This is a genomic window from Caballeronia sp. SEWSISQ10-4 2 (genome assembly GCF_030464885.1).
Classification (GTDB): Bacteria; Pseudomonadota; Gammaproteobacteria; order Burkholderiales; family Burkholderiaceae; genus Caballeronia.
The window spans coordinates 1-25,380 of record NZ_JALPRJ010000034.1 but is presented as its reverse complement, the minus strand read 5'-3'; the positions used below and the strand labels follow the sequence as shown (position 1 = coordinate 25,380).

Below are 25,380 nucleotides of genomic sequence, written 5' to 3'. Positions count from 1 at the left end.
TTGTTTATGCAGGCTGTAAAAAAGCTTCAGAAAGATCCTTCTGTTCCTCCCCCATGCGAAAAAAATCCGGTAACAGCCGCATGAGGGCGCCGAATCCGATGGTTTTAGCAAGAGGGGTTTGACATCATTCCATTCAGATTTGGCGGTGGCAACATTGCGACGGTCAAAGATCTCGTGGAAGAGCGCGAGCAGCTTCGCAGCGCACAGAAGGATGCACAGAAGGCCCTAGAGCGTAGCGTCACTCCCACGACCGGGTACTCCGTTCTATTCGCGGATTTAAGCGCCCTCACACCACCGCATCGCTATCGTCGACACTAAACCGCAGCCTCCCGGCATCGACGAACACGCGCAACTGACGATACTTCGCCAGATACCGAATCCCGACGATCGCCGCCGCAAACCCCGACGCAGCGGCCACGCCAAGCGCCCAGCGCGGGCCGAAAGTATCGGCGACCCAACCGACGACCGGTGCGCCCAACGGCGTGCCTCCTAACGCGATGGCCAAAAAGATCGCCATCACGCGCCCGCGCATCGCGGGCTCGGTCGACAGTTGCATCGTACTGTTCGTCGTTGTGGTAACAGTTTGCGCGCACACGCCGATGACCACGAGAGCAAGACCAAAGAACCCATAGCTCGGCGCGATCGCCGCCAGCGCGCAGCCGGCCCCGAAGATCGCGGCACCGGTGAACAACACGGCAATGCCGGGTTTCGCCCGCCTCGCGGCGAGCAGCGCGCCCGCGACTGTCCCTATCGCCATGATCGAGCTCAGGAGCCCGTATTGACTCGCTCCGGCATGAAAGACCGTGACGGACATCGTCGAGATGAAAATCGGGAAGTTGAGTCCAAACGTGCCGATCAGAAAAAGCATGAGAAGGATCGCTTTCAGATCGGGGCGTTTCCAGACATAACGAAACCCTTCAGCAAGACTTCCCCGGCCTCGGGCAGCCCTTTTGCTCCGATGAAATTCGCCGACGCGAAGAAACCCCAGCGAGCAGAGCACCGCGACAAACGACGCCGCGTTGATCAGGAATACCCACCCCGAACCCACCGATGCAATCAGAACACCCGCCATGGCCGGACCGATCATCCGCGCGGCATTGAACGATGTGGAATTCAGCGCCACGGCGTTCGACAAATCGGCTTCTCCAACCAGTTCCGAGACGAAGGTCTGGCGCGCGGGGGCATCGAACGCACTGACGCTGCCAAGCAAGAACGCAAATACGTACACGTGCCACAACTGAACCCATCCGGTGACCGTGAGAATACCCAGTCCGAGCGCGAGTGTTCCCAAGGCTGCTTGAGTAGCGATCAAGAGCTTGCGCCGGTCAAGATGATCGGCCGCAAAACCGGTGAAGGGCAGCAAGAGAAGATGCGGGCCGAACTGGAGCGCCATGACCACGCCAACCGAAGTCGCATTGTGGCGGGTCAGTTGCGTGAGCACGAGCCAATCCTGGGCGGTGCGCTGCATCCACGTCCCGATGTTGGATACGATCGCGCCGCCGGCCCAGACCCGATAATTGAAGCTCTCTAGCGATCGGAAGGTGCCTTTCACCGGACAGCCCCCGAGGCTGCACTCTGCGTGTTGGAGCGGGTCACGCGCGGGTGCCGCCAAGCAGTTCGATGATCTCCCGGGCCGTGCCGGTTTCGCCCAGCCTCGGGAAGATCCGCGCGATGCTGTTGGCGTGGGCATCGGCGTTCATGTCGGTCATAGCGTCGATGGCGAGCGTCACGTTGAACCCTTGCTCGTGCGCATGACGTGCAGTCGACTCGACACCAATGCTCGTAGCCCCCCCCGCGATAACGACCTGCGTGATGCCCAGCTTCTTGAGATGCTCATCGAGACCGGTGTTCGTGAACGCACCCCACGTCCGCTTCGTCACGATGTGGTCTTGCGGCTGTTGCCTGAGCTCGGGGATGAGATCAGCCCAGTCGGCGGGAAGCCCGGCGAGGTTACGAGACTGTTCCGTCCGGCCCGGCGCGCCGCCCGCAACGTTGACGAGCACGACAGGCAGACCGTGGCTGCGGAATGCGTCAACCAACTCGCTGGCGTGCTTGATGACTTCATCGACGGGATGCGCGGTGGGAAGCGAGACAATGCCCTTTTGCAAATCGATGACAACAAGAGCGGTCTTTGGGTCAAGCGTAGTGATTGCCAAGGTGTTCTCCTTCCTGTGATTGGACTACGGCGCGTCGGGATCGGACGAGTGAGTTTCGTTACGAATCGACGAGCCTGTTGAGCAGTTCCACTGTGACCGCAAGCTGCTCTTGCTCCCCCGGCGTGAGCTTGGTTCGAATGGCACGGAATAACCAGTCTTCCCGCGCTGCGCGGCTGGCCTTGATCCATTCCCGGCAGGCGGTGGTGAGGGACAAGATGGTTTGACGGCCATCGGTCGGGTCCGGTGCGCCACTCACGAACCCAGCCGCTTCCAGAGTGGAAACCGTGGCGCCCATGGATTGCGGGCGCACGCCTTCAGCGCGTGCGAGCGTGGTTACGGTGGCGGGCCCTTCGCGCTCCAGGCGGCCGAGAACCGACATCTGGGACAAGGTGAAATCTCCCAGATTCGCCTCTTCACGCAGCCTCCGCTTCAATTTGCCGAGCACCACGCGCAATTCCCCTGCGACAGCTAACGCATGCGCCGCTTCGGGATCGCCCTGTTGCTTTTTCATGGTCGTGTTCATGTTCATATCTTAGTAGATATGAAGCCAAACTACAAAGTTTTCCTTCATATCAAGGCGTGACTTCGCAACTCGCGGTACGGCACCGAGGCGGATGTGCGATTCAGGCGTGGTGAAGACTTCGCGGGATGGGCGCGAATAAACATCCAATCTGCGCAATAACAATGGAAATACTGGAAGGCGTGCTCGATAAAGCCACACGATGTGCGCCGACATCATTCAATAACCCTACGCAATCCTTATCTTTCACGACAAAAATATTTCAACGCGAAACTTTCGCGCACGCGTAGTCGATTTCATCATCGCGTAATAAAAGCCCGCGTACGTAAAACCATTCGCTGTAAGCAGCGTATTTTTGAACTTTTGCAAAACGGCTCTCTTGCAAGGTGTTTCGTTCACATCCCCGCCCAGCGGGCGCGCGCTTTTTTGCACGTGTTGTTTCCTTTTTTTTCAATTGCTAACAACCGCGTTTACCCCGACACGAGAAAATCACAGATCGAAAATTTCGTTTAACGGGGAGGCCGAATGCACGCCATTCCACTCAACTATAACGATCACGTCCTGGTGCCCCTTGCAGCAGGCGAGCGCGGCAGTTTTGCATCGATGGTCATCGTCACGAAACCGAATGGCGCGCGCTGGGCGTCGGGCGTATTGGGCCATTTCAGCGAGGCAGACGACGCCTGTCGATTTGCAATCGAATATGGAAAAGCGGAGGTCGACGGACGAAGACGCCCGCGCGCATTGAAACTGATCGTTACGGCGGAACCAGACGTAAACCTCACCGACACCCCGTGCGTTTCCGGGTCGGTGCCATGATATTTCGCCGCCCTACCCCGATTCTTCTTTGCCCACCGCGCGTTGCACAGTGGGCTTTTTCTTTTTAGAGCCGCGTTAATGTTTATGGTGCAGCCAGCTCATGTGATGCGTATCGAGCCACTCACGCATACGCATCGATGCGCTGGGATCCTCCGGATGGTCGTGCCGATACCGGCGACCCAATACAGCTGCAATGACTATCAGGACCGCCAGGCCCACCACAAAACCGATCATCGACTGAGTCATGGCCGCCTCCTTAATACGTCACCACTCGCTTACATTTTAGGTCACGCCGTTTGAAATGCGAGTTCTGCCGCATGTAAGCGCCGTACACGCAAAAAAGCCCAGACATTGAAGCTGGGCAAGTCCACCGGGATTAAACCCGTTGGAGGAGGTTCAAATTCAGTTTTTATAAAGGAGGCGCGCAAGGATTCTGCGCGCTCGCGACACACTGCGCGGCGACCCGGACACGCTCAGTCGCCAGCGCCTTGGCGTATTGCATGATGATTAATGACCCATGTACACCGAGCGCACGTTGTCGCCGAACGCGGACTGGACAGCGGTTCCGGAATCCGACGTACCGTTTGCCACGCCGCCGTAGCTGCTGGCTCCGCCGTTTTGCGCGGCAACGCGTGCTTCCGCAGCTTGAATGTTGGCTGGGTAGTCGTAGTCGTTCGCTGTCACCGGGTTGTAGCCGGCCTTTTCGATCTGGATCAGTTGTGCCCTCACTTCAGCGCGTGTCAGCGGTTGGTTCGACTGAGTCGATTGAGCAAACGACACAGCCGGGACGGCGAGCACTGCAGCAACTACAACGGCTTGAATGAGCGATTTCATGATACTTACCTCCGAATCTTTGTTTTGCCGCGAACAACCTTGTTCGCGTTCTGTGGTTTCAGTGTAGGTAAGCCGTTTCTGAAAATTAAGTACTGTCCCAGCAAGAGATTATTGTGGTTTTAGGTGTAAACCCTACGTATGGTTTGAGCGGCTCACGTTTCGAATTAAATCGCCTCGTTCGCCTAGCCACGTCAAAATTCCAAAAATGCGAAACTTCGAACTTCGCTCCTCCACCCCTTCGCGCCCATGCTCCCCACCGTCCTCGTCGTGGTCCCGCTTCGTCCTGAAAACCAGATCACCGTCGCCAGCGCCTTCAATGCCATTACAGCCCTCGACCAACCCGCCCTCGATCAAGCCCTCGCCGATCACGCCAGCGAAATCCGCGCTGTCCTGACAAACGGCACCATCGGCATTGATGCGGCGTCCATCGCGAAACTGCCGAATCTCGAACTGATCGGCGCGTTAGGCGCGGGCTACGAAAACATCGCTCGGGACGCGGCGCAGGCGCGCGGCATCGTCGTGGTGAACGGCGCGGGAACCAACGACGATTGCGTCGCCGATCACGCCTTCGCGCTGCTGCTCGGCGTCGTGCGCCAGATCCCCGTGCTCGACCGCGCGTGCCGGGCCGGTATCTGGCGCGACGACCTGCCGTTCCAGCCGAACTTCTCGGGCAAGAAACTCGGCGTGATCGGGCTGGGCAACATCGGCAGGAAGGTGGCGAAAAGAGCGCAAGGCTTCGATATCGAGATCGGTTATCACAATCGCCGGCCGCAACCGGACTCGACGTACACGTACTTCGACTCGGTGATCGCGCTGGCCGAATGGGCCGATTACCTCGTGGTCGCGACGCCGGGCGGCGCATCGACGAAACATCTGATCGACGCGAGCGTGCTCGCCGCGCTCGGCCCGCACGGCTACGTGGTGAACGTGGCGCGCGGCAGTGTCGTCGATACGGCCGCTCTGGCAGATGCGCTCGAACGCGGCGTGATAGCGGGCGCGGGCCTCGATGTCTACGAAGGCGAACCCGCGCCGCCGGCATTGCTGACGGGCTCGGAGCGCGTGGTGCTGACACCGCACGTGGGCGGGCGCTCGCCGGAAGCCGTGGCCGCATCGGTGCAGATGTTCGTCGATAACGCCACCCGGCACTTTGCCGGAGAGGCCGTGCTGACACCTGTTTGAAAGCTGCCACGGGGGAGCCAGGCAAGCTTCGCCACGATCCCGTATCGTGTCGGACTACCGCCGATCACGCTCCATACCAAAATCGTGTCAAACCAGACCACTTTTCCCACCGACGGCCCCATGACCGCGCTTCAGCGTCGCGCCATGGCGGCAATTCTGCTGGCCGTTTCACTCGCCACACTCGATACCGCCATCGCGAATACGGCACTGCCTGCGATCGCTGCCGATCTCCACGCAACGCCCGCCGCGTCCGTCTGGATCATCAACGCGTATCAGCTCGCCATGGTGGCCACGCTGCTACCGTTCGCGGCGTTGGGTGGCATCGTCGGGCATCGGAAGATTTATCTGGGCGGGCTGATCCTGTTCCTTGTGGCGTCGCTGACATGCGCGCTGTCGTGGTCGCTGCCATCTTTGACCGCGGCGCGGCTGCTGCAAGGGGTTGGCGCAAGCGCGGTGATGAGCGTGAATACGGCGCTGATCGGAGCGATCTATCCCCATCACCGGCTCGGGCGCGGGTTTGGGCTGAACGCGCTGGTGGTGGGGATATCGTTCGCGGTCGGGCCGACGGTCGCCTCCATCGTGCTCTCGCTTGGACCCTGGCCGTGGCTGTTCGCCGTGAATCTGCCGGTGGGTTTGCTCGCGCTGTTTATCGGCTGGCGGGCGTTGCCGCAAACGCCGCGCGCGAAGCACGGCTTTGATCGCGTGGCGGCGATGCTGAACGTGGTCACGTTCGCCGCGCTGGTGTTCGCGCTCGGCGAAGCGGCGCAGCGCGCGCCCGCGCATATCGTGTTGATCGCGCTTGCGATAACAGCGGTGGCGGGCGGGTTGATGCTGCGCCGGGAACGCGGTCATCCGGCGCCGATGCTCCCCGTCGATCTCTTCAAGCGGCCGATGTTCGCGTTATCCACGGCGACTGCCGTTTGCTCGTTCGCCGCGCAAGGGCTCGCGTTCGTATCGCTGCCGTTTTATTTCGAAAGCGTGCTCGGGCGCACTCAGGTGGAGACCGGTTTCCTGATGACGCCGTGGTCGGTCATGGTGGCGTTGCTGGCGCCGGTTGCCGGGCGTTTATCGGATCGATATCAGCCGGGGCTGCTTGGCGGCGTCGGCTTGGCGATCATGTGCGCGGGCATGGCGTCGCTGGCGTTGTTGCCGGCGCATCCCCATGCTCTCGATATCTGTATCCGCATGGCCGTCTGCGGCGCGGGTTTCGGGTTCTTTCAATCGCCCAATCTGAAGGCGCTGATGGCGAGCGCGCCACGCGAGCGCAGCGGCGGGGCAAGCGGCGTGGTGGCGACGGCCCGGCTGATCGGTCAGGCTACGGGCGCGGCGCTGGTCGCGCTGAGCTTCGGTATTGCGGGACATCATGGACCGGCGTTGGCGCTCGCGATTGGGGCGGGATTCGCAGGCGTGGCGAGTATCGCAAGCGGCTTGCGGCTGATTACCCGCGACAAACCCGCTGAAACGATGCGCCCGGTCGAGGAGTAGGCAGCGTCAAGCTGTTGGCCAACTGCTATGGCCAATGTGCCAAGCGGGCGATGATCAGCCCGCCTTCAGCGCCGCTTTCGCCTGCGCCACCGGCCGCGCTCCAGTCGCCCAACGCCAAGGTCGTGCAGCGCGTCGACGTGATCGGGGCGCTCGTCGAGAATCTCGCGATACCCGCTGTCCGCGTCGGCCAAACGCCCGGCTTGGTGATGAACTAAAGCGGCGGCGAGTGGTGCGCAAAGTTGATTCATGGCGGGTTCGCTCAGCAAAGTAGATAACCCGTCGATGCTAGATGACGCTTTCCCGCCCAGCTATCGGATTGCTCCTATCCCTAGTTTCTTCGATTGAAGTGATGCGTTTCGTTGTGGGTTTCTATTCAGCGGGGTGCAAATTGCCGGCCTAGCGCTTGATTTAGCTTGATTTAAATGCGCCGCACCTTGACCTTCTTGCCCTTCACCTTGCCCGCCGACAACTTCTTCACCGCCTGATCCGCGATGTCGCGCGACACCGCAACATACGTGACCATGTCCGTCACATTGATCTTGCCGATCTGCGAGCCTTCGAAACCGGCATCGCCGGTGAGCGCGCCGAGGACATCGCCGGGACGAATCTTCTCTTTACGGCCGCCGAGGATCTGCAGCGTAGCCATCGGCGGCTGAAGATGACCGGGCTTCGCCGGCGTCAGCTCGCTTAGTTTGTGCCACTCGACTTCCTTCTTCTGCGCTTGTTCGATCGTGCCCACGCGCCCCATTTCGTCCATGCTCGCGAGACTCAGCGCCCAGCCTTCCTGATCCGCGCGGCCCGTTCGGCCGATGCGATGCACGTGGATCTCCGGGTCGGGCGTGACATCGACGTTGATCACCGCCTCCAGTTGAGCGATATCGAGCCCGCGCGCGGCAACGTCTGTCGCGACCAATACCGAGCAGCTACGGTTGGCGAACTGCACGAGCACCTGATCGCGTTCGCGTTGTTCCAGTTCACCGTGCAGCGCGAGCGCGTTGAAACCCTGCGCGACGAGGACATCGAGCAAGTCGCGGCATTGCTGCTTCGTGTTGCAGAACGCGAGCGTGCTCACCGGTTGGTAGTGATCGAGCAACAGGCCGACGGCGTGCAAGCGTTCGTTGTCGTGGACTTCGTAGAAGCGCTGCTTGATCTTCGAATTCGTGTGCTGCTCGGTGAGCTTGATTTCCTGGGGCTTGCGCAGGAATTGCTGACTCAGCTTGGCGATGCCTTCCGGATACGTCGCGGAAAATAGCAGCGTCTGGCGATCCTTCGGGCATTGCTTGACGACCGCGACGATGTCGTCAAAGAAACCCATGTCGAGCATGCGATCGGCTTCATCGAGTACGAGCGTTTTTAGCGCGGTCAACGGCAGCGTGCCGCGCTCCAGGTGATCCATGATCCGTCCCGGCGTTCCCACGGCAATATGGCAGCCATGTTCAAGGCTCGCGATCTGCGGCCGCATCGGCGAGCCGCCGCACAGCGTCAGGATCTTGATGTTGTCTTCCGCGCGCGCGATCCGGCGGATTTCTTGCGTCACCTGATCGGCGAGTTCACGCGTCGGGCACAGCACGAGCGCCTGCACGGAAAACAGCCGCGGATCGATCTTCGCGAGCAGCGGCAACGCGAACGCGGCGGTCTTACCGCTGCCCGTCTTGGCCTGCGCGATGAGATCGTGGCCGGCGAGCGCGATCGGCAGGCTGGCGGCCTGGATCGGGGTCATCGTGAGATAACCGAGCTGTTCGAGGTTCGCCAGCATCGCCGGCGAAAGCGGCAGAGCGCTGAAAGAAGTAGGCGTGGTCATGGAATTACTTTGCGGCAGGTTTCGGCGGGACCGAATTGTCCTGCTCGTAGGTGATGGTGCCGTCGGGCGCGTCGTGGCGGAGCACCTTGTTGCGCGCGCCACACATGGGGCAGCGGAACATGAGGCCCTGGCCTTCGTTCTTGATGAGCACGTCGGCGAGCTGCCATTCGGCGCCGCACGGCTGGTTTCGGCAGATAAACATGATTGATTTGAGCGTAATGGATGGAGTTGCAGCGTAAAAAGGGCGCCGGCAGGGCCAGCGCACGCTGTTTGCGCGCAATAGAAGCCGAAGTGTACGCGTACACGCCGCAATTGCCTCGTTTACGGCATTTTGCGTGGGTTTTTAGGGTGCTAGCTCAATGCTGGCCGAGTCGATCGGCTAAACTGGCAGCCACTAGAACCATGCGCGGCAACGCCTTCAACCCGACCCTTCGATGCGAATCCTGCACACCTCGGACTGGCACCTCGGCCAGTACTTTCTCGGGCATTCACGCCAGGCCGAACATCAAAAGCTGATTGCGTGGCTGGTCGAGCAGACGCGGCTGCATGCGGTCGATTCGGTACTGATCGCCGGCGATATCTTCGACACCGGCGCACCGCCCAGCTATGCCCGCGAGCTTTATTACACGCTGATTCTCGCTTTGCGTGACGCGGGCGTGGGCTTGACGCTGCTTGCGGGTAATCACGATTCCGTCGCCGTGCTGGAAGAGTCGCGCAACTTACTGACGGCGTTGAATACCGTGGTGATTGCCTCCGTTCGTGACGATCCGGATGAACAGGTTCGCGTGCTCAATACACGCGAAGGCAAGCCCGGTGCAATCGTCTGTGCAATCCCGTTCATCCGTCCACGCGACGTACTGCAGAGCATCGCGGGACAGAACGCGCGCGACAAGCAGCAGTCGCTGCAAGATGCGATTCACGCGCACTATCAGGCGTTGTTCGCGCTGGCCGAAGAAAAGCGCGTGGAGCTTGGCGCGCACTTGCCGATCATCGCGACCGGTCATTTGACGACGGTCGGCGCGAGCGCGAGTGAGTCGGTGCGGGAGATTTATGTCGGCGCGTTGGAAGCGTTCCCGACAGCCGCGTTTCCTGCGGCAGACTACATCGCGCTTGGGCATATTCATCGGCCGCAAAAAGTGGGCGGATTCGAGCACATCCGGTACAGCGGATCGCCCATTGCATTGAGCTTCGATGAAGCGCGGCAGCAAAAGGAGATGCTGCTCGTGGATGTTTCTCCAGACGGACTTGAGCGCGTGAGCGTGCTCGAGGTGCCGTGCTTTCAGCCGCTGATGTCAGTGAAAGGATCGTTGAAAGAGCTTGAGGCGGCAGTCGCGGTGGTTGCGTCTCAGGTGGTTGAAGGCGCAACCGTGTGGCTCGAAATCGTGGTCTGCGCCGATGACTATCTCAGCGACCTTAACGCTCGCATCCAGACGATCACCGAAAACCTGCCGGTGGAAGTACTGCGCATTCGCCGCGAGCGTTCTTCCGCGATGAACGCATTGCAATCGCAAGCGAAGGAAACCTTGAACGAACTCACACCCGATGATGTATTCGCGCGCCGGCTGCAATCTGAAACCATCGACGAGGAAACGCGTGCGCAGCTCTTAACGATGTATCGCGAGGTCGTGGCGGAGAGCGGCGAGGCGAACGCGCAATGAAGATTTTGTCGTTGCGTTTGCGGAATTTGAACTCGCTCAAGGGCGAGTGGAAGATCGACTTCAGCCAGCCGCCGTTTCGCGATAACGGCTTGTTCGCGATTACCGGTCCAACCGGCGCCGGCAAGACGACGTTGCTTGACGCGATCTGCCTTGCGCTCTATCACCGCACGCCGCGCATGGACACGGTCTCGCAAGGGACCAACGAGCTGATGACGCGGCACACGTTCGAATGCCTCGCGGAAGTGGAGTTCGAGGTGAAGGGCGAAGGGTATCGGGCGTTCTGGAGCCAGCGCCGCGCGCGCGACAAAGCCGATGGCAATCTGCAAGCGCCGAAGGTGGAACTCGCGCGTCTCGATGGCACCATCGTGACTGATCGGATCGTCGACAAGTTAAGGAAGGTCGAAGAGATCACCGGACTGGATTTCGGCCGCTTCACGAAGTCGATGATGCTCGCGCAAGGCGGCTTCGCCGCGTTCCTCGAAGCGAAGGCGAACGAGCGCGCCGAGTTGCTCGAAGAGCTCACCGGCACCGATATCTACGGCACGATCTCGCAGAACGTGTTCGAGCGAACGCGTGCCGAAAAGCTCGCTTTGGACACGCTTCTGGCCCAGGCGGACGGCGTTCAGTTGCTGACCGAGGAACAGCGGCTCGGCTTGCAGCAGGAACAAACCAAGCTTGGCGAACAAGAAGCGGCGCTTGGTAAGCAACTCGATGCAACGCGCGTGATGCTGGCGTGGCGGCTGGCGTTATCGGCGGCGCAAACGCGGCTCGAACAGGCGCTGGTGAACGAGCGGCAAGCGGACTCGAAGATCGCCGATGCCAAACCTCAACTCGATCGCCTGGCCGCAAGCGAACCCGCTGAAAAGCTGCGCTTGGATCATATAGCGATGCTTTCGGCTCGTGAAAGGCATGCGGAAACCGCGCGCCAGTTAGCCTGCGCAAAGGCGGACAAGCAGACAGCTTCGCTGGACGCTGCGCGCGGGTTACGTCTGGCATCGGTGATGGGCGGACGGATTACCGAGCTGCGGCAACGCACGTTAAACGAGGTGTTATCGGAAGCTAAAACCGTTCAGTCCACACTCGATGAACATCCGCATCGCAGCAAGCTCGGTGAGCAGATTGCGTCGTGGCGGCAGCAGTTCGACGCACGTCTGCAGACGTTGAGTGACATCGGGATAACACGCAAAAAGCATGATGACTTGCTCGCGTTGATCGATGCGCAAGCGCTGACAATCGATGCTCAGTGGATTGCCGTGCGAGACGCTTTGGTGGCAGCCGAGGCCGCGCGCAAAAGCGAGAACGAGCAGCGTACCAAGCTTTTGACGACGCTAAATGGTGAGAGCGAATCGACTTTGAAGAGCCGCTCCCAGCGGCTTCAAGACCAACATCGGTTGTTTGACAAGCTGGTGCATATCGGTGAAACGATTGCCCGCGGGACTAAGCAAGTCGCGCTAGATCGCGATGAGGTGGTACAAAAGAGCGCATCGCTCAAGCCCTTGATCGAGCAACGCGATCGTCTCGCCAAGGACAATGAAACGCTCGTCGAACAGATTGAAGACAAACGCAGATTGCTGCATCAGGAACAGCGGATCCTGGATCTCGCCGGTCATCGCGCGGCATTGCAGCCTGGCGAGGCATGTCCTTTGTGCGGCTCGATCGAGCATCCGGCCATCAGCGCGTACGCAGCGCTTGATGTGTCGGCGACTGAACTTGCGCTGAAGGACAAGGAGCTTGCGTTGGACGGCAAACGCAAGGAAGCCGCGACGGTCAACCTGACAATTGCCGGGCTAAACCTCGCGCTCGGCCAGCTTGGCAAACGTATCGATACGTGGCTCATCGATGAAGCCTCGCATGCCGACAGCTGGAAAAATCTATGCATCGAACTTGAACTGGAAGCCGTTGATCGTGACGCGCTCGATGCGTATATCGATAAACACGCTGCCAAGCTGAAGCTTGTACAAGAGACGCTCGCGGCGGCCGATCAACAGCAGGGCGTGATCGAGCAACACGCGAACGCCGCGAATGCGGCGGAGCGCTTTTCTATGCAACATCAGCACGATCTGAAGCTGCTCGAAGAGAAACAAAACGCTGCTGGCACGTCACTGAAGGAAACCGCTGACCATGCCGAAGCGCTGCAAAAAGCGCTGGTTAAACGAGAACAGGCGCTCGATGAATCCGTGACATCCGTTGGCTATGCACGCCCTGATTCGTGGACACGCTGGCAAGCGTGGCTCACTGAGCGTGACGCCGAGTGGAGCGTCTGGCAGAAGGCGCTGGACAAAAGCCGCGCTTTGACACAGCAATCCGAGCGCGCACGGCAGGCGCTTGAAACGGCATCGGCCGAGACAGAAAAATGGGCCACGCGATGGGCCACTTGCGAAGCGGATTTTGTGGGATTGCAGAGCGAAGCTATTGCAGCAACGGACGATCCCGATGCAGCGCTTTTATCGGCTATGCAACACTATGAAACTGCACGCGATAAAGCGAACGCTCTCGATGGCACCGAACGCACGCTAACGATTCGCCTGAGCGAAGACACCGAACGTGGGGAGAAAACATCGTCGGCATGGACGAGTGCGTTAAGCAAAAGCCTGTTCGCCGATGAACAAGCATTCTCCAAAGCGCTGCTGCCGAACGAAGAACGCGAGCGCTTGCAAAGACTGAAGCGAGAGCTCGATGAGCTATCGACAACCGTGCGTACGCTACGCACGAACGCGGAAATTCATCGCGCGGAATTGCTGAAGGATCCGAAGACTGATCAAGATACAGAGTTACTGCAGAACACGCTTGACGCAATGATCGCCACATCGAGGACCTTGAGCGAGCAGAAAGGCGGTCTTCGTGCGAGGCTCGAGAACGATGATCGGCTACGGCTAGAGAAGCAGGCGTTATTTCAGCAAATCGATGCGCAACGCACACGTTACGACTTGTGGCAACGCTTAAGCAGTCTGATCGGTTCCGCCGATGGCGCGAAGTATCGGAAATTTGCTCAAGGCCTGACGCTCGATCATTTGATCTATCTCGCGAACCGGCAACTCGTGCAGCTGCACGGGCGTTATCAGTTGAATCGCAAGCTCGCCGGTGATCTGGAAATGGAAGTACTCGATATGTGGCAAGGCGACGTTGCGCGCGACACACGCACGCTGTCGGGTGGCGAGAGTTTCCTGGTGAGTCTTGCGCTGGCGCTGGCTTTATCGGATCTGGTGAGTTTCAAGACGTCCATTGATTCCTTGTTCCTCGATGAAGGTTTCGGCACGCTCGATGGCGAGACATTGGAGATCGCGTTGAACGCGCTCGATTCCTTGAATGCGAGCGGCAAGATGATTGGCGTGATCAGTCACGTGGAAGCGCTCAAGGAGCGCATTGCGTTGCAGATCAGGGTGGCGAAAAGCGTGGGAATTGGCTTCTCGACGGTGGAAGTGGTGGGTGCGTGAGCAGCGGTTATACGTCCCGGCGCATCACGATTTCTCGAGACGCGATTTTCTCCACAATGAAGTTCTCGACAATGAAGAACGGCATGTCCAGGCGCCATTCACCGCTTTGCACAGTAGCCTCGTAGTCGAACAATGGCTTGCCGTGCGCGGAACTGAAAATCAGTCGCTAGGCAGCGCCTTCCGGCAGTGCGCTTTCGCCGCCTATCACCTGCACGCCATGTAGGCCAGTCGCACTTGCTTTGTCGCTCAGTCGCATAACTGTTGTCGACCGACAGAGATTCTGACCCCCTTGAATTTAAAGAAATTCTTCACGAATGGTGGCACCACCTGTCACGACACCTGCCGCTATTAGAGGCTCTTGCATGACGATGAGGAACTGGCGGTGCTGCGTGATCAGCGCGCCAATCCGGTGATGCCGACGCCGCGCTCCGAGGGGGCCAAAGCCAAAGCCGCGCGCCATCGTAGCGACGATGACCTGCCGGTGCATAGCCTGCATACGCTGCTGCAAGACCTCGCCACCTTGACCTATAACATCACTTCCACTCCGGTCAATCCACAGGCGAAGATCGTTATCACGACCCGTCCCACACCGTTGCAGAGCAAAGCCTTTGCGCTGCTTGGCATCGACCCTGCCTGTTCCCAGTAGCCAACCCCTTCGGTTCGAAAATCTCTCAGCGCTTCAACAGGTTAGCTCGGGCGCCGAGTCAAACGTCGGACTATTCGATCATGAGCACGAAGTCGCCGAACCTGACCTATCAGCCGGAACGGTTGTCGATGGAAAAAGTTACGTCGACGTTCTCGCCGCGCGACCGGATCGGGCAGTTGACCATGCGCAACCTGGACATCAACGATACGCGCGAAAAGCTCCGTGTCTACGCCCAGGTCGGCCTGCTGACGCCTGGCGAAACCTCAGCTCTACCGCGCATCTGAAAGAAGACGCCGAGTAGGACCAGAGACACTGATAGGAGCGCATCTACGCAGATGTTCGACTGACACCTGGATCCAGCTCAAATGATCGCCATCGGGCACGTGCCTGCCATCTTCTGACGTTCATTGATGCCGTCGCGCGGACATTCGAAAGTCGGTTTCACGGCAGAAAGCGGCCCTTCGTTGAACGATGCCATCCGGTGGGCCGTCGGTGCGGATTCAACCGGTGGATGCAACACACCAAGACTGTGCAAGCAGAAGGAGTGTTGCAAATGAAGCCGCGAAGTGGGTCCGTCGCGTCAGGAAAAACCGCTCAGGATTGGATAAATAATTGGCAGGACAAAGGACGTCAGAATGCCGTTCAGGCCCATCCCGAGGCCTGCAAAAGCGCCGGCTTCTTCACTCATCTGCAACGCACGAGCAGTGCCGATTCCATGGGACGCGACACCCAGTGCGAAGCCACCCAGGTCATGCCTCGACACGTGAATCAACCTCAAAAGGCCGCTGCCAATCACCGCGCCAGTGATGCCGGTCATGATCACAAGGACGGCCGTCAGCGACGGCAACCCGCCGATTTTCTCGGAAATACGGATAGCAATTCCTGCCGTAACGCTCTTCGGAGCAATAGTGGCGAGTATTTGACCGGTGGCTCCCAGGAGCCTTGGGATCAAAACGGCCGATGAGATGCCCGTCGCACACCCCGCCACAAGTGCGCCCGCCAGCTGCGGGGCTAGCCGGCGCAATTTAGGCAATTGTCGGTGCATCGGTATAGCAAGCGCGACGATTGCCGGTCCGAGCAAAAATTGAATGGGTTGGGCGCTTTGCATGTAGGTGACATACGATGTGTTCGATTCACGCAAGGCAAGTATCAAAAGCGCTACTGCAATTAACACGGGATTCGCGAGCGCACTTTTTCTTAGCGAACCGTGGACGAGCTGCGCGATTGCGTACGCGAGGAACGTGAGGGTCAGCCAAAGAAGCGGTGTTGTTCCGAGAAATCCCCACGCGGACGCGATGTTCTGATGAACGTTCACGGTGTATCAACCTTCGCAATGTCGGCAGCCGCAGGCGCTGTGTTTCCGTCGGCATGGAGCGGCGATGCAAACGGTGTTGTGAGCGATGCAAGCGGTGCAGCGCGCGCGGGCCATAAAGCGCACAAGCCTTGGCCGACAAGCGCGGAAACGACGATTGTTAGCGCCGTACTCACAACAACGGACACGGCTATCGGGAGCAGGTCATGAGCCACGCGGCCGGCAAAGACCATGATGCCGACTCCTGCTGGAACGAACAAAAGAGGCAGAAACCTAAGCAGGGCAAGAGAGTCGCTCTCAATGGCGGATGAAAGGCCGGGGCGCAGACTCAGGGAGGCTAACAACAGGATCATCCCTATAACCGCGCCGGGAATCGGCAGGTTCCCGGCATATGCTATTAATTCGCCAAGGCACTGGTAGGCGAGAAGCACAGTGAAGGTCTTGATCATCGGGTCACCTTCGATTCGGACGCGCACACGTTGAGCTACCAGCGAAGCACGACAAAGTGGGTGAAAGCCGTCATGCCAGAACTAGTTCACCCATTGGCAACAGTCAGCATTGCGGTGAGCAAAAAGGGTCGGGCATCCCGTGCATCTGCTCACTGCCCGCCGTAGAGCACGTTCAAGCGATCCAACGTGCCGTCCTTCTGGGCGCGTTGCAATTCCTGATAGACATCCGCGCGAGTCTTGCCAACATGGGCACCGCTCATGCTACTGCCCTCGGGCGTGCCGCCGACTGCGTCCGAGGTCATCGCTGCGTTGCTGCCGGTTGCCGTACTCGCTGTGCCAGCGTCGTCGCCCGCATAGGCCAGCGTGGTGCACAACGCCAATGCGGCAATAGGGATCAAAGTCAGGGTTTTCATCATATCCTCCAGCATGGTATATGACATGCCCGACGCCAATCGAACCATGCAGTTGGCGCCAGGTTTTCGTGCCGCTTCGAAAGGCATCGAAGGTTCTTGCAAGGACTCGGCACGCTCTTGCAATACCCGGGCAGAATTTCCTTTATCCGCGAGTTATCTCCTTTTTTTGTATCGCGACCGCTCCCAGGATAGGACCCAGGCATCCAACCAGGATCTATCTTCATCCCCTGCAATTTACTTTCTTGGTGTTTATGAAAGTTCTGCTGGTTGTTCCAGTTGGAACGATATTGGAATTATTTTTGTGATCTGTAAGCAGAACGTCGGCGTAGCGCACGCAAGCCAACTCAAGGCTCTGTCTGGATGGGCGAGTCCTATTTTCCACGGCCCATCCATAGGACCAAGACAGTACGGAATTCAGAACTACAACGGTTCAATGGATATTGGTGTTCATGGCAGCGATCCTCGTGGGATTGCTGGGTTTCGACGGCCCAGCCCGTCCACGTGTTGCGGCACGTCGACAGGTACCACCGCACTGTATGCGCTGACCGCATGCGCGTGAATAAGGCACTTGTCCTAAACGAGGCTAAGGGATTGCCTGATTCAACGACCGGGCTCCGTCCTATTGGCTCTCGATCCACTGAATGGCGAAGCGCATCAGCTCGTTGCCGCTACGGATATTCAGCTTTTCCTTAATGTTGGCCCGGTGCGCCTCGATGGTCTTGACGCTCCGATTCAGTTTCGCGGCGATTTCGCGGGTACTAAAGCCGAGTCCGATCAGGTGCAGGACCTCGAATTCCCGTTCCGAAAGGCTCGCAATTGGGCCCGCCGGCATTTTTTGGGGACCCGCAAGGGCGCGCGCCAGCTTTTCATGCATGGCGGCGCTCAAATAAATATTGCCTGCCAGCACTTCGCGGATGGCGCTCACGACATGTTCTGTGGCCTCGAGTTTCATCAGATACCCGTTTGCCCCGGACCGTAATGCTCGTTCGGCAAACAGGTTTTCGTCATGCATGCTGAGCACGAGGATTGCCAAATTTGGATAGCGGTGGCGGAGGGTCTTGACAAGATCCAGGCCGGAGTCCGATTGCAGACTGATGTCGACAATGGCCATGTCGGGCTGGCAGGCCATCGCCGCCAGGGCTTCTTCGGCGCTGCCGGCCGCACAGCAGACGTGCAGATCCTCTTGCAGATTCAGCAAGTGCGTCATCCCCTCCCGGATGATGGGGTGGTCATCCACGATCAGGATTTGAGTTGCGCGGCTTGGGCTAGACGAGTTCCCGTGCATGGTCCGGGTGCTCCGGTATCGGATAGCTGATGGCGACCGTGGTGCCACCCAAAGCATTGCGGGCCACCGTGCAAGAGCCGCCCAGAAGGCTCGCCCGGTGACGCAGGTTTTGGAGCCCCAGTCCTGAGGCACGCTCCATTTGTTCCGGGCCGACGCCCACCCCGTCGTCACTGATTGAAAGCGTCTGCAAGCCGCCTACGCGCCCCAAGTCGATCCAAATGTGGCGGCCTTCGCTATATTTCAGCGCGTTGTTAACTGCTTCCTGTGCGGCACGGTACAGGTTGATCTGAGTAGGCGGATCCAGTAAGTCCACATCTGGCTCGATCCGGAGCATGCAGTCTATGCCACTCAGCGTGCGAGCCGTTTCCGCCAGCCCATGCAGTGCGGCCGCAAGGCCACCATATTCAATGGCGACCGGGTCCAGCCCATGGGCAATCCTGCGGGTCATCAAGGACGCCTGCTTCACCAATCCGACGATAATAGTGGCGTCGGCGGCGGCTGGGTGGCCCTGCGTCTGGAGTTTCTGATTCAAGGCGGCGCAGTACAGACCCAGGCTGGTCAGGTGTTGCCCAAGTCCGTCATGCAGTTCCCGGCCGAAGAGTCTCTGCTGTTGATCGCCGACCTGGATCAGTTCTCCTTCCAACAGACGGCGCCGCGCCATCTCCTCCTTGAGTTCATTGTTTTTCTTCTCCAGGTCTTCGGTTCGCTCTTGGACGCGCCGTTCCAATTCGATGTGGGATGCCTGCAGCAGACTATGGACGCGCTGCTCCTGAGCACGTACCGCCACCAGCAGCAGTCCGGTCACCGCCACGACGTTCGCGAAGGTGCACCACCTCACGAGGCTATCCACCGGAGATTTGGCGGCGAAGGGGCCCGTGCCGTGGGTGGTCCCCCAGATGGCCACGACCGAGACCATCAAGGTCGCGAGACTGGTGCCCAGGTGATCAAAGCGCAGAGCCGCCCAGATAATGAACGGAAAGATCGCCAAGGCTGCAGGATAGTAGCCGTGTCCGGCAAGTTGCGGGGCGCCGAAGATGAGGTAGCTCACCCAGAAGGTCGCAATGGTCAGTCCGCACGCCTCCACGGCCTGCTGCGCCGAGCGGATGGGGTTCGGATACGCGAGCAAGCTGAGCAGGGGCGGAGCCACCACCAGCACGCCCATCATGTCACCGAGCCACCATTTCAGAAAGGCAGCGCCGTACTCGGCGACCGGCACCCGGCCCCCTCCGACTAAGGCGGTCGTGCCGATCAGCGCACTCACTGCCGTGCTGAGCACCGCAGCCAGGACGATGAGGGCTAATACGTCCTTGATGCGGTCGAGGGTGATCTGGAATCGGGCTAGGCGATTCAACAGTATTGCTGCCGTCAAGGCTGCAGCTGTACCGCCGGCGCTAATCACTGCGGCCACTGGCAAGGGCACGCCCACCGACACATTGGCCAGGAAGGACCCAATGACGATTCCGGGGGCAACTTCGAAGCCCAGAGCGAGCAGCGCAACAAGGGCGATGCCGCTGGAGGGCCACACCAGAGACACTGCGCCGCCCACTATCGCATAAGCAAGTCCTACTTTTGCGCCTGCGTAGTACGCCAATGCCACAAGCCCGGTGTGCAGGAAGAGCCTAAACCTGGAATTGCCCCGAATGATGACCATTGTTCGCTTGAAACCCTCTACGCGAGCGATGCCTCACGCGTCCCGGCACAGCCCGCAAGCAGCAATCCTGATGAACCTATCGATATAGCGAATTTGATGCCGGGATTACGCAGGTCACACACCTCATATCAAGACGACCAAAACAACTATGAACCCGTGTCAGAATTCTTCTGCGCGCCATCGCACATACAAAGGATCATCATGGCAGTACAAGGCGAGCTCGTTCAGGCGGGTGTTGTTCTGCCTGACCAAGACGTCGAGATTGAGAGACAGTGGTTTCCGATCAAGGGGCAATGCCCGGATTCAAGGAGGCTCCGGATAATCGGGAGACGTCGCCAAAGAGCCGTTCCGGCCGACGATGTGCCGACCGGCACAACGGCTCCGATGACCGGTAAACGTCAAGCGCCTGTCGCCTTCTCGGAACGATCGTTCATCGGTGCACGTGCCCGGTGCCGGCTGCGCCGCGGCGTGCTGCGACTGGTGACAGGCATATTGCGGCCTACTGACGGGACAGCGCACGGGGGGCGCCCGCGCGCGCTATCTGTCGTAGGCCGGCGCGGCGTTCGTTAGAACTCCGAGCTTTCGCGGCAGTCCCGTCAATTCCGTGCTCTCGAGTCTAGCTAACCGCGCGCGAATCCGGCCAATTCCGTTTACCTGCGCAAACTGCGAAGGCACTGAATTCGTTGGACTGCGCCGTCCTATCAATCAATAACTTGCTAACGTTTTCGGTCACCATGCATGCGCAGCCCGAACGAAAATAGGTGGACTGAGCGGATTCGTGCCACGAATTAATTGGACTGGATCACCCGCTCCTTGCAGCGCCGACCGCAATCGCTTTTCGCTGCTGCGAGCGGCACGTCGGACCAGGAACGCATCAGATGCCCGGCGACTGAAACCGGTACCTCTCGAGTATCGGTTGTCAGAGCACGAACAACTCCTACGGCAGGAGGTACTCGACGCCTAAAGGCAGTAGACGCCGAGCGAGGATACGGATGCGCTGTCGCAGGAGAGCGGGTATCTGAATCACATCGTAGACCACGGCGCGATCAAACGCACTATTCCTCTAGCACCCCGCTGGAACATCGGCGTCTGGGCTGCTACCTTTGCCTTATACACGCTCCCAATCAGACGCTGCCGCTGGACTTTAGTGACCAGCGTCCAGGTAAGGGCATACGTTGCCCGGCCCTGCCGCGCACGCGAGTCCGCGGAGCGAGAATCCGACACTGGCTGGGCGTACGACCGTGTCACTCGATCAAACAGGCGATGTACATGTCCCGCAGGTTCTCGCGGTGCTAGCAGCCGAATATGTTCGGATGTCCACTGAGCACCAGCGGTACTCCACGGAGAACCAGCGTGACAAAATTCGCGACTACGCCATGCGACGTGGTCTCGAAATAATTCAGACCTACGCCGATGAAGGCAAAAGTGGTTTGCGCATCGACGGGCGTCGGGCACTCCAGCAGTTGATCAAAGACGTCGAAAGTGGCAACGCGAATTTTCAGGTGATCCTCGTTTATGACGTGAGCTGTTGGGGGTGATTTCAGGACGCCGATGAAAGCGCGGACTACGAGTACGTCTGCAGACGCGCCCCTCGGAGCGCTGGTTTGCGGACGCCCCAATTTATGCTCGGGGCTCGTGCACACGATCCATATACCAAACCGGTGGGTTGGACAAATTAAGCTCATGGTGGGCGACAGTGCGACCGGGTAACGTAATGGCCATAGCTGTGGTGTTGGAGAATTCCCAACTACTGGATGCCCGTGCTGTTTTGCAGAAGGGTGCCGAGTGCTACACCGGGCTCGAAAGGGGTCTGCTGGAGCTGACATCCAATAAGATAGCCGAGCTTGCGATAGCTTTCGAATTGCGCTTCGTCGAACCACTGATCGAGCGTAGTCTGCTGAGGAAATGCAGGTTTCGAGAGCGCATAGTTGATGAGGTCGGACGCGTTCGCGATGTCTTTCGTCAGCGTCGGCTTGACGAGGATCAGCGTGCCCTGGAATGCCTCCGAGTTTCCGTCCGCCCCCGTCGTCTTCGGGTAGCGGATGATCCCCTCCACGACATGAGCGTGGCTGTGCGGCGGTTGTTTGTCGCCGGCCACATGCCGTAACTTATCCACGTCGATGATAATGTCCACGCCGAAGTCGGACGAGCACTTGCGGATGGTATCGGCGAGATCGTCGAACTGCAGCGGCGGATCTTCGCCGCAATCGCAGACAACGGCCACCCGCACGCGTCTGCGGACCAGTTCGTAGAGGCCAAGATTGTCGAAGTGGCCACCGTCGGACAAGTAGACGTATTCCGATTGGCTACTGGCGTTTCCGAACAGTTCGTTGAGATAGAGCCTGCCGCCGAACGTGGGCGTCGACGGCGCTTTGGACCGCGCCGGGTTGGGACACCAGCGTCCGAGTCGCACGTTGAACAGCGTGAGCAGGAAAGCCACGCCGGGATCGGTATGAAATCCCCAGTTCGGGCTTGCGGCAGCGCCCGAGATTGCGACGGCGCCGCCAAGCATTGGCCCAACGTCGCGTGCGGTCCCAATGCCGCGTGTGCGTCGCATGTACTCGCCGGTCTTCACAAACTGTCCCGCTTTTCCGTTGTCGGCATAGGCGGGCGGCAGCAGGAATCCACAAAAGAGCGGAGAAAAGAAGAAGGACGCGGCCTTGCGCTGCTGCCACGCCAGATTCTCGCCGGAAGTAATGTTGAGCGTCGTATTGATGACGTGATACGGACGCTGGGCGAATGTCCCGTTCTGGCCGGGGGGCATCACGCGTGCGGCAAGCTGGTCGAGCGGGATATCGTCGGCCATGTCGAAGCCCGTGAAAGGATGCGGTTCACAAACCCCCAGCGCGACACGAGGCGCGCCCAAGTAGCAGCGTGTCAGGCGATTCCGGTAGAAGTTGTTCAGCGAAAAGAGATTGACATCGACTCGCCAGGCTAGCACGCAACACGCGAGCAGCAATCCGAGGAAAAGAGCGCAGGTCTCGTACACCCAGGGCGCGCTCGAGAGCGTGCGGTCGGTCTGACTTGCCATGTCATGCAGCACCGCAGTGAAGACAGCCGCGAAGTGTGTATCGTTGCCGGCTTTCGCCGAGCATGCACCGGCTGCCTCTTGACCACGCGGTGAGAACTGGTATATGCCGTACGAGAGCGTAATCATCAGACCGACGATGAATATATACGGCACAACGACAAGCGCACGCTCGGTCCACGAGGCACGCTCGCCGCTCGTCTTGGATGACGCCCCCTTGACCACGCCCCAAAGCGAAGTCGCGAGCCAAGCGACACCGCCGGCGTGCTTCAGCCAGGCTCCGCCATACTCCACCAGCGCGGCGCCATAGACGCCGGCCGTAAAAGTCCCGCCAACGAACACGGTCAGTGCAATCAACCAGCCGCCGTAGCGGGCCCACCACTCCTGCACTTCGTACTCGAAGATGCGACCCACCAGTCCGAGGTGCAGGACGATGATGAGCGAGAGTGCGCCGAGGATCAGGAACGGCGCGATCGAGACGGCGAACCATAGCGTGCCGTCCCACGAGCCTCCTTTCACCATGGCCTCGGTGGCGGCATGCACGCACCACAGCAATGCCCCGCCAATCCCGCCAGCGACCACGCCCGCACCGATGATGGCGAATCGCTTGAAAAAGCGCGTCCAGAAGGGCTCGGTGCTCACGCCGGCGGTATCGTGACGCTCCACGCCCACGGGAGGCTCATAGGGCGCATTCGAGATGTGCGCCGGCATCATCGCCGACACGCAGCCGAACAGGAACCCCGAGACAATGATCCAAGGCAGGATGTTTTCGGTGTGGAGCGGACCGTCGGCAGAATGCGCTCTACGAGCGCCCTGCGACGATGTCGCTTCTAGGCGATGTCAATGGTTTGCATGTTCTCGATGCGGGATGTGGTCCTGGCATTTGCAGCGAATATCTCGCGCAAAACGGCGCAACTGTTCACGCGGTCGATGTAACACCCCAGATGGTCGAACTTGCACGCCTTCGATGCGCCCAACTGACGGTCGAAGTGGTGACAGGCGACCTTGCTTCTCCGCTCGGCTGGCTTCCTGCGCAATCGTTCGACAAGATACTGTGCTCGCTCGCCTTCGACTCCGAACTACCGGACAAGATGATTGTCGCTACGCCGGACTTGCTGATTGTCGCCGTCCACTATGCGCGACTGGATGGATGAACGAACCCGTGGCGAAGGGACATACTTCACGACCTCTCGCTTCGGGCTATATTGGTCAGGCTTTGGTGAGCCGAAACCTTACGTGCAGGCTTACCGTCGGCCTCTTTCCGACATTCTCAACGGATTGACTGAAAGCGGCTGGCTATTGGATCGCTTCGTCGAACCTCAACCACTCGCCGAGATGCAAGCGGTGTCGGAGCTTCTGCACGCGGAGCTATCAAAAGCTCCAGCATTCATTTGTGTGCGTGCACGCTGCTAGTGATCGCACGTGCATCGGACACAATCCGGCCAAGAGCCGCCGATGCCCGCTGTTTCGACATAGACGTTCAAGGGTCTTGCCGAGTCTGCAAGCGGACATTCGGGCGCCGATTCGGCTTCAGCACAATTCGGCCTAAGCTGACGTTGGTCAATCGACCTTGCTTCGCCACTTCCCGCTGCAAACCAGCCATTCGTCGACGGCGAATGTCTAATAACGGCATCGGCGAATAAGTACCTTCCACTTGTGTCGGTCGCTCCACCTGCGCTGCTCTGCGCAACCGATCGATTGAACGCTCATGGTGTCGACGTCGAACCATGCCTCCCGGTCTATCCCTTCCTCACGCAAGGGACGAACAAGTTTCTATAGTGCGGGAATTTTATGAAATAGTACGATAAGACGAGTGGGCGGTTAGATCTCCAGGCGCCACTTATACCTCAACATAATGAAGAGCTATAGCCATGTCGTTGTTCCTTATGACCTTCGCGCCATTCCTTCTCATCGGTTGCAATCTGGTTTGGGGGATTCTTGACTTTGCTTGGGTTGCCCGTTCGCCGTTTCGCATCGCCGCCGTAGGGCTGTTTACATGTGCGTCGGGATTTTTCATCCAAACGCAGGTTCATCACACTGAGAACCTTCCCGCATGGTTTATACAAAAAATCCCCATCTTCTCGGTTGATCATGCTGTGCTCGCGTTCTTTGACAAACTAGTCGACGTGGTGATCTACGCCGCTGGTGGAGGGATCGTTGCATCGGCACTGTTCCTTCGAGCGCAATTGCGTTTCGAACAAGAACGGCGCGAGCAAACTGAAATCAAGGAGCACACCAATCAATGGATTGTGAAGCTTGAGCGTGATTTGAAATTCGTTGAGGCCGATGCTCGCATTGAGGGGATCGACAACGCGCAGCGAAGACGTAGCGCTATCCTGAGGACGTTGGGTCGGTACGAGAAGAAACTCGAAAGGGCAAACCGTATCTTGAAAGCTATGGGCAGTAGCTCTTGAACGAGGTAGGGGTTGATTGGTGCGCGACAATTATGAAGTCCGGGCGGCCATCGTAGTTGACGCTATCCAGGTTGATCCTCTACAAGCGGGTTCTGGTATTGCCAGTTTCTATAATATTGGGATTTTATGACACGGTGAGACCCGAAGGCTGCAGGATATCAATGTCCGTTGCGCACCTGAAGCCGTCCTTGCGATGACAGAAGTCCGAATGACGGCTCGGGGTCGTCAAGCGCCTCTCACCCTATCTCAACAAAGCCTCATCGGCACGTTGCCGGGAGCCAACTGCGCCGCGCGGCAGT

The 25,380-nt window shown here is 59.2% G+C and carries 20 protein-coding genes and 4 pseudogenes; 10 read left to right on the top strand and 14 right to left on the bottom strand.

From position 1 onward, the window contains the following. Positions 1-286 precede the first annotated feature (286 nt). The 3 genes from M0D69_RS22715 to M0D69_RS22705 are packed head-to-tail and all read right to left on the bottom strand — an operon-like array spanning position 287 to position 2,667. Entirely contained in the window at positions 287-1,552 is a 1,266-nt protein-coding gene (locus M0D69_RS22715; protein WP_301784150.1) for an MFS transporter, read from the bottom strand. A 40-nt stretch (positions 1,553-1,592) separates the two neighbouring features. Then, positions 1,593-2,156, bottom strand: a complete 564-nt coding sequence (locus tag M0D69_RS22710) for a cysteine hydrolase family protein (protein ID WP_301784149.1) — start codon at positions 2,154-2,156, stop codon at positions 1,593-1,595. Between the two features lie 58 nt (positions 2,157-2,214). Next, a complete protein-coding gene (locus M0D69_RS22705) occupies positions 2,215-2,667 on the bottom strand; it encodes a MarR family winged helix-turn-helix transcriptional regulator (RefSeq protein WP_301784148.1) in 453 nt (150 codons plus the stop codon). A 534-nt stretch (positions 2,668-3,201) separates the two neighbouring features. Between M0D69_RS22705 and M0D69_RS22700 the strand changes: the two genes are divergently transcribed. Continuing rightward, a complete protein-coding gene (locus M0D69_RS22700; protein ID WP_301784147.1) occupies positions 3,202-3,492 on the top strand; it encodes a hypothetical protein in 291 nt (96 codons plus the stop codon). Between the two features lie 75 nt (positions 3,493-3,567). On the opposite strand, the gene M0D69_RS22695 is transcribed toward M0D69_RS22700, so the two are convergent. Next, on the bottom strand, positions 3,568-3,738 hold the full coding sequence (locus M0D69_RS22695; protein ID WP_301784146.1) for a hypothetical protein: 171 nt from the start codon (positions 3,736-3,738) through the stop codon (positions 3,568-3,570). A 261-nt stretch (positions 3,739-3,999) separates the two neighbouring features. Continuing rightward, positions 4,000-4,326 carry a DUF4148 domain-containing protein gene (locus M0D69_RS22690; protein ID WP_301784145.1) on the bottom strand — a complete coding sequence of 109 codons (327 nt, stop codon included), beginning with the start codon at positions 4,324-4,326 and terminating at the stop codon, positions 4,000-4,002. Positions 4,327-4,572: 246 nt separating this feature from the next. Here M0D69_RS22690 and M0D69_RS22685 point away from each other — a divergent pair, with 246 nt between their 5' ends. Continuing rightward, entirely contained in the window at positions 4,573-5,505 is a 933-nt protein-coding gene (locus M0D69_RS22685) for a 2-hydroxyacid dehydrogenase (RefSeq protein ID WP_301784144.1), read from the top strand. A 120-nt stretch (positions 5,506-5,625) separates the two neighbouring features. Further along, a complete protein-coding gene (locus tag M0D69_RS22680; protein WP_301784143.1) occupies positions 5,626-6,990 on the top strand; it encodes an MFS transporter in 1,365 nt (454 codons plus the stop codon). Between the two features lie 65 nt (positions 6,991-7,055). On the opposite strand, the gene M0D69_RS22675 is transcribed toward M0D69_RS22680, so the two are convergent. The 3 genes from M0D69_RS22675 to M0D69_RS22665 form a co-directional block, all read right to left on the bottom strand. Beyond that, entirely contained in the window at positions 7,056-7,238 is a 183-nt protein-coding gene (locus tag M0D69_RS22675) for a hypothetical protein (protein ID WP_301784142.1), read from the bottom strand. Positions 7,239-7,408: 170 nt separating this feature from the next. After that, positions 7,409-8,791 (bottom strand): ATP-dependent RNA helicase DbpA, encoded by a 1,383-nt coding sequence (dbpA, locus tag M0D69_RS22670; RefSeq protein WP_047895278.1) that lies wholly within the window; start codon positions 8,789-8,791, stop codon positions 7,409-7,411. 4 nt (positions 8,792-8,795) lie between these two features. Then, positions 8,796-8,993: a hypothetical protein gene (locus M0D69_RS22665; protein WP_047895277.1), complete on the bottom strand. Its 198-nt coding sequence runs from the start codon at positions 8,991-8,993 to the stop codon at positions 8,796-8,798. Between the two features lie 232 nt (positions 8,994-9,225). Here M0D69_RS22665 and sbcD point away from each other — a divergent pair, with 232 nt between their 5' ends. From sbcD to M0D69_RS22645, 4 genes and pseudogenes are all read left to right on the top strand, one after another. Beyond that, the gene (gene sbcD / locus M0D69_RS22660) at positions 9,226-10,449 is read left to right on the top strand and encodes an exonuclease subunit SbcD (protein ID WP_301784141.1); all 1,224 of its coding nucleotides are present in this window, start codon (positions 9,226-9,228) and stop codon (positions 10,447-10,449) included. Further along, positions 10,446-13,883 (top strand): AAA family ATPase, encoded by a 3,438-nt coding sequence (locus M0D69_RS22655; RefSeq protein ID WP_301784140.1) that lies wholly within the window; start codon positions 10,446-10,448, stop codon positions 13,881-13,883. Before sbcD ends, M0D69_RS22655 begins: the two co-directional genes overlap by 4 nt. A 358-nt stretch (positions 13,884-14,241) precedes the next feature. Then, positions 14,242-14,529, top strand: coding sequence for a hypothetical protein (locus M0D69_RS22650; RefSeq protein ID WP_301784139.1), 288 nt, complete (start codon positions 14,242-14,244; stop codon positions 14,527-14,529). Positions 14,530-14,546: 17 nt separating this feature from the next. Next, a pseudogene (locus tag M0D69_RS22645) lies at positions 14,547-14,813 on the top strand (hypothetical protein); the annotation flags it as partial. Between the two features lie 296 nt (positions 14,814-15,109). Here M0D69_RS22645 and M0D69_RS22640 read toward each other — a convergent pair. From M0D69_RS22640 to M0D69_RS22620, 5 genes and pseudogenes are all read right to left on the bottom strand, one after another. Continuing rightward, on the bottom strand, positions 15,110-15,844 hold the full coding sequence (locus M0D69_RS22640) for an LrgB family protein (RefSeq protein ID WP_301784138.1): 735 nt from the start codon (positions 15,842-15,844) through the stop codon (positions 15,110-15,112). 122 nt (positions 15,845-15,966) lie between these two features. Then, positions 15,967-16,290, bottom strand: a pseudogene (locus M0D69_RS22635) (CidA/LrgA family protein); the annotation flags it as partial. Positions 16,291-16,439: 149 nt separating this feature from the next. Continuing rightward, positions 16,440-16,703 (bottom strand): DUF4148 domain-containing protein, encoded by a 264-nt coding sequence (locus tag M0D69_RS22630; RefSeq protein ID WP_301784137.1) that lies wholly within the window; start codon positions 16,701-16,703, stop codon positions 16,440-16,442. A 619-nt stretch (positions 16,704-17,322) separates the two neighbouring features. After that, positions 17,323-17,988, bottom strand: coding sequence for a response regulator transcription factor (locus M0D69_RS22625; protein ID WP_301784136.1), 666 nt, complete (start codon positions 17,986-17,988; stop codon positions 17,323-17,325). Beyond that, complete coding sequence (locus M0D69_RS22620) at positions 17,969-19,639, bottom strand: MASE1 domain-containing protein (protein ID WP_301784134.1); 1,671 nt, start codon at positions 19,637-19,639, stop codon at positions 17,969-17,971. Before M0D69_RS22620 ends, M0D69_RS22625 begins: the two co-directional genes overlap by 20 nt. Positions 19,640-20,952: 1,313 nt before the next feature. Between M0D69_RS22620 and M0D69_RS22615 the strand changes: the two are divergent. After that, a pseudogene (locus M0D69_RS22615) lies at positions 20,953-21,174 on the top strand (recombinase family protein); the annotation flags it as partial. Between the two features lie 212 nt (positions 21,175-21,386). Here M0D69_RS22615 and M0D69_RS22610 read toward each other — a convergent pair. After that, entirely contained in the window at positions 21,387-23,381 is a 1,995-nt protein-coding gene (locus M0D69_RS22610; RefSeq protein WP_301784133.1) for a hypothetical protein, read from the bottom strand. Positions 23,382-23,461: 80 nt separating this feature from the next. Here M0D69_RS22610 and M0D69_RS22605 point away from each other — a divergent pair. Both M0D69_RS22605 and M0D69_RS22600 read left to right on the top strand, forming a co-directional pair. Beyond that, a pseudogene (locus tag M0D69_RS22605) lies at positions 23,462-24,080 on the top strand (class I SAM-dependent methyltransferase); the annotation flags it as partial. A gap of 458 nt (positions 24,081-24,538) precedes the next feature. After that, positions 24,539-25,081 carry a hypothetical protein gene (locus tag M0D69_RS22600; protein ID WP_301784132.1) on the top strand — a complete coding sequence of 181 codons (543 nt, stop codon included), beginning with the start codon at positions 24,539-24,541 and terminating at the stop codon, positions 25,079-25,081. The last annotated feature ends 299 nt before the right edge of the window (positions 25,082-25,380 follow it).

Bases quoted from the DNA above. Each gene is read 5' to 3' on its own strand.
- M0D69_RS22705 (WP_301784148.1), bottom strand. From the start codon at position 2,667: ATGAAAAAGCAACAGGGCGATCCCGAAGCGGCGCATGCGTTAGCTGTC.
- M0D69_RS22700 (WP_301784147.1), top strand. From the start codon at position 3,202: ATGCACGCCATTCCACTCAACTATAACGATCACGTCCTGGTGCCCCTT.
- M0D69_RS22695 (WP_301784146.1), bottom strand. From the start codon at position 3,738: ATGACTCAGTCGATGATCGGTTTTGTGGTGGGCCTGGCGGTCCTGATA.
- M0D69_RS22690 (WP_301784145.1), bottom strand. From the start codon at position 4,326: ATGAAATCGCTCATTCAAGCCGTTGTAGTTGCTGCAGTGCTCGCCGTC.
- M0D69_RS22685 (WP_301784144.1), top strand. From the start codon at position 4,573: ATGCTCCCCACCGTCCTCGTCGTGGTCCCGCTTCGTCCTGAAAACCAG.
- M0D69_RS22680 (WP_301784143.1), top strand. From the start codon at position 5,626: ATGACCGCGCTTCAGCGTCGCGCCATGGCGGCAATTCTGCTGGCCGTT.
- M0D69_RS22675 (WP_301784142.1), bottom strand. From the start codon at position 7,238: ATGAATCAACTTTGCGCACCACTCGCCGCCGCTTTAGTTCATCACCAA.
- dbpA (WP_047895278.1), bottom strand. From the start codon at position 8,791: ATGACCACGCCTACTTCTTTCAGCGCTCTGCCGCTTTCGCCGGCGATG.
- M0D69_RS22665 (WP_047895277.1), bottom strand. From the start codon at position 8,993: ATGTTTATCTGCCGAAACCAGCCGTGCGGCGCCGAATGGCAGCTCGCC.
- sbcD (WP_301784141.1), top strand. From the start codon at position 9,226: ATGCGAATCCTGCACACCTCGGACTGGCACCTCGGCCAGTACTTTCTC.
- M0D69_RS22655 (WP_301784140.1), top strand. From the start codon at position 10,446: ATGAAGATTTTGTCGTTGCGTTTGCGGAATTTGAACTCGCTCAAGGGC.
- M0D69_RS22630 (WP_301784137.1), bottom strand. From the start codon at position 16,703: ATGAAAACCCTGACTTTGATCCCTATTGCCGCATTGGCGTTGTGCACC.
- M0D69_RS22625 (WP_301784136.1), bottom strand. From the start codon at position 17,988: ATGCACGGGAACTCGTCTAGCCCAAGCCGCGCAACTCAAATCCTGATC.
- M0D69_RS22620 (WP_301784134.1), bottom strand. From the start codon at position 19,639: ATGGTCATCATTCGGGGCAATTCCAGGTTTAGGCTCTTCCTGCACACC.
- M0D69_RS22610 (WP_301784133.1), bottom strand. From the start codon at position 23,381: ATGATGCCGGCGCACATCTCGAATGCGCCCTATGAGCCTCCCGTGGGC.
- M0D69_RS22600 (WP_301784132.1), top strand. From the start codon at position 24,539: ATGTCGTTGTTCCTTATGACCTTCGCGCCATTCCTTCTCATCGGTTGC.